Here is a 4,371-nt window from a genome sequence, read left to right on the forward strand (position 1 = left end):
ATAATATTGTCAACAAATGAAAGCTCTTCTAYAATCCGCTGCACATCAGCAGCTTTTGTATAACCACCATTTGGATTATTCGGGTTAATCAATACTATGGTGTCTGGCTTATTTTGTTTAACAAATGCAATGTATTCTTCTACATCAAGGTTGTAATTATTATTCTTTGATAAATTATAATACACCACCTCCACACCATCCTTAACATACTCATAATAAGATGAAAAGGTAGGTATTGTAATGATAATCTTCCTTTTGGTAAAATTATGGATAACAGCTTGAATGATTTCAATAGCTCCATTGCCAATAAAGATATTCCCTGAATCAATTTTTAAGAAATCAGCTAAAATCTCAGCAATTACACCATTTTGAGAGGGATAACTCTCCAATAAATCTCTGATATTCCCAGTATGAAGTATTTCCTTATTAAAATACTCAATAAACAAATCCGTTGCATAAGGATTAGATAAAAAGCAAGCATCTACTTTAATGTCTACCTCTGGGAGTTTTTGTTTGAATGTAAAGAAACTAGGTGAATGGGAGCCTGCCTCATTCTTTAATACCTCAATTTTCTTTACTACTTTGAGTTCGTCACTAGTAAATTTTATCATCTCTATTTAAGTTAAATCTTAGTAATCATCTGGTACCCTTTCACCATGTTGCTTTTATCCGAGATCAACATTGTAGAATAGGTTTTTAAATGGGCATTTGCAGATGCCTGGATATGGTAATTTAATTTGAAGAATAACCTTCCGTTTAGTTTGATCATTTTTTTATCAGGATGATAAAGCGCTTCTTTTAATACATCGTAATAACTTTCTACACTTACATCTTTACTTAGAAAACCGGTTTTTCCATGTCTGATCATCTGACCAATCCCCCCTACAGGCGTGCAAACTGGAATACAGCCAACCGATAAGGCTTCGATTAAAGAAATTGGCATTCCTTCGAATATGCTTGAAAGACAAAATGCATCGGCTATACTTAAATAATCCACCACATTATGCTTTCCACCTATAAATTCTATGTATGGATCGTTACCAACCAGTTTCAGTAAATGCTGATATAAATGCTTTTCTTTAACCTCTCCAATAATGATCAGTTTGCATTTCTTGTCTTCAGTAACATTAAATTTCTTTACAGCCCTGATTARTAAATCCTGATTCTTTTCCGATACAATTCGTCCTACATGAATTAAAATAAAAGCGTCTTCGCCCTCCTTGTATTTTTCATTTAATAAAGGATATTCATCAGTTGTTACCAGATCCTGTCTTCCATTTTCAATTAAAATGTCATTATCCAGCTGATAATAATCTCTATAAGTTTTCTTGCCGTCAAATGAGATCGTAACAGGTTTCACCTTATTTATTTTATACCAGAACTTTCTAAAGGTTTTGAGTATAAAATTTGGACATTCCGCCACAGCGATATTATGAATGGTATGAAAGAACAACGTGTGCTTGCTAGCCAATAGATATAAGGCCAGATATTCGAAGCCATTTAAATGAGAGTGTAACACATCAGGTTCCTCCCTATTCAACCATTTGGTTAAGCCCAAAAAAGCCTTTAAGCTAAATCCTCTGCCTTTATTGAAAGAAACGTAGCGAACATTCTTATGAATATCTTTCACAAATGTCTCTTGTGGATCATTCCAGCAGATAGAAACCAAATAAACTTCATATTGGTCATCTTTAGCAAGCTCATTACACAAATCAACTACGAAGCGCTCTGCTCCTCCCTTAGTTAAATCACCTATAAGGTGCATTATTTTGATTTTCTCCATTGTTATATGTACCTGGAAATCCGATTCAAAAAATTATTTCGTTGCAATACCACTTAGTATGTATCTTTTTCTCTTTGGGATGATGAACTCCAATAATCCATCAAGGTGTCCTAAAAGGATTCTTTGCTTTTCAGTCCTACCAAAGCAGCCAAAAAAACCTGTTGTTGTATATTTGATTGTTTTGAATGCACTAAATAGCTCTTCTACCTCATTTATATCCAGATAATTCCATCCAGGGGTACCATATTTCCTTCTCAGAAACCGATGGAGATTAGTAGCGGCCAAATTTTCTGTGAAAAGCAGCATGCCTCCCGGCTTCAGGGCACCATAAATCTCATTTAGCGTTTTTGCTTTATATTCATTTCTATTATTCTGGCTAATCCCACCCAGGATAGATTTAAATACGATAATGTCAAATTGGTTCTTAAAAGGAATATCCGTTGCATCCAAAGCCGCATACCTTATATTAATGCCACATTCATACTTACAATGAATTTCACCTGCTATAGGCTCCGGATTTTTAAGATCCGTACATAGTACTGAGTTGCCTCTAAGTGCAAGCCAAAGTGATAGCCCACCACGTGCCGCGCCCAATTCCAAACATTGTGTACTCTTCTCGTTTGCTGGCACATTCTTATCCAGATAATCAATTGCCCTCCACCAGTTTGTAATATCCCAGTCTATGATATCTCTAATGGTTTCCTTATCCATATCATTCGGCTTTAAATATGGGTTACAACTACATCCTCATCCAGATCAGCTTCTCTGTTCAGCAAAAAGTTTAAGTGCAGAATCGCGAAATACAGGAAAAAGGTAGGGCCGTTTGCGCTAACAAGCCATGAGTTGTGYGACAGTGAATTGATGGAAACGGCAATAAATGAACAACAAAGACAAATCATCAACGCATATTTCTTCTTCTTAACATTTCGAAATGCATTGATAATGATCTTTGAAATCTTATAATACAATCCGGCCAATATTCCCAAACCCAAAAAAGGTCCGACATAGGTAAGAAACATCAGGTAGGCATTGTGCGAAGTAATCCCCGACGAGAACACCTCATTACGATAAGTAACGTCTGACCAATCCTTCCCATAAAATATAAGCCCATAAGGATAATCCGAATAGATTCTTAAGTTTTCAGCAGCCAGGGTTGATCTATTGTATTCCTCCATATTATGTTCATTCTTGGTAAGAATGTTATTATAAGAGTCTGTATTATCTTTCAAAATGTATGTGTAGAATACAAAAGCTGCACAAACAGCAAACACCACAATAAAAATCGCTTTGTAATTGTAATACAATATCAGGAACAAGAATACCGAGAAAACAAAACCTACAAATACCGAGCGTTGCATACCCAGATATATAAACAGTAAACAAGCCAAAAGACTAACTATTTTAATAACAAGCGCTTTGTCAAACACTAGAGTAAAAATCAATAGAAATGGAACCAGGGCGGCCAATTGATAACCAAAGTTAAATTGATATGTTGCTATTCCCGAAGGACTCTGCACGACCGGTTCTCCCATCAGCATCGACCTTAGATTATTTATTTCTGATAAATAAAATGGATTAAGAACCATTACAATTGATGAAAATGTCAGCAAGGCAAAAAAAATATAAACAGAAATCGTAAATCGCTCTTTATCTGCACCTACAAAATAATTAAAGTAAAGCGCGCACATTCCAATGCATAAGGTATTGGCCATAAACACCATGTAATCTGAAAAACCAATCGCATTGTACAAGAAAATAGCGCCCCCAAGAAGAAGAAGCTCCGTTTTGTACAAAAATCCTAGCCCATCTTTTTCCCTAAACAAAAAAATAAGTGGTAAACAGAAAATAAGAGGCGTAGGGATTCTAAATAAATTTGTCATAAAAACCCCGAACGACAGGCTGTATAAATACAACACTATAAATACAACTGCAATTAATTTCATATGCATTATAAGCTATTCTATGTTTTGTTTAAAAGTTTCTATAAAACCTTGGGAATCATTAATCGCATTAAAATATTTCTCCTGGCCATTTTTTGCGATGTGTTTATAATCATCATAATGAGCTGCCATGTGTTCAAGGCGAGCCTCAAGTTCTTCTAAATTCCAATTAACAGGAACATAGGTTTCGTTTYCTATAAACAGATTCGGGTAAGTTTCAAGATGATTCATAAGCGGTTTAATCAGTACCGATCCAGAAATAAACGTTTCAAAATCCCTATAGCAAATTTCACCCCAGCCAAATGGACTGATACTAAGTTTCGAATCCCTTAGTTCTTTCCAATATCTGGCTTTGCTTACATTCCCACCACTTGCTATTTGCAAATTCAGGCGATCAAAAAGACTTAAAACATGGTTTCTTTGATAAGAGATCATGTTTCTATTCCCATTATCTTTATGGATTGTTCCACGAAAAGCCAAATCATATTTCCTGTCTTTATCGTAAGTAGATAAATGAGTTGGGTAAACCCTATAACTCAAATAATTACTTAATCTGCTCATTTTATACCCAAAGTATCTGTAATCATTAAACCCGATATTCCAACCAAGTTTAATTTTATGAAGTTCCGCTTCGGGGCAGGGTACAAA

The 4,371-nt window shown here is 35.1% G+C and carries 4 protein-coding genes and 1 pseudogene; all 5 read right to left on the bottom strand.

Going from position 1 to position 4,371, the window contains the following annotated elements:
- On the bottom strand, positions 1 to 611 hold a 611-nt coding region (locus AC1DG9_RS23920), incomplete at its 3' end, for an aminotransferase class I/II-fold pyridoxal phosphate-dependent enzyme (RefSeq protein WP_477635373.1).
- 11 nt (positions 612 to 622) lie between these two features.
- Positions 623 to 1,783, bottom strand: a complete 1,161-nt coding sequence (locus tag AC1DG9_RS23925; protein WP_337715977.1) for a glycosyltransferase — start codon at positions 1,781 to 1,783, stop codon at positions 623 to 625.
- Positions 1,784 to 1,816: 33 nt separating this feature from the next.
- Positions 1,817 to 2,494: a class I SAM-dependent methyltransferase gene (locus tag AC1DG9_RS23930; RefSeq protein ID WP_172662599.1), complete on the bottom strand. Its 678-nt coding sequence runs from the start codon at positions 2,492 to 2,494 to the stop codon at positions 1,817 to 1,819.
- An 11-nt stretch (positions 2,495 to 2,505) separates the two neighbouring features.
- On the bottom strand, positions 2,506 to 3,606 hold the full coding sequence (locus tag AC1DG9_RS23935) for an O-antigen ligase family protein (RefSeq protein ID WP_246269694.1): 1,101 nt from the start codon (positions 3,604 to 3,606) through the stop codon (positions 2,506 to 2,508).
- 132 nt (positions 3,607 to 3,738) lie between these two features.
- A pseudogene (locus tag AC1DG9_RS23940) lies at positions 3,739 to 4,371 on the bottom strand (glycosyltransferase family 1 protein); the annotation flags it as partial.

The organism is Pedobacter sp. 05L430 (assembly GCF_056397585.1).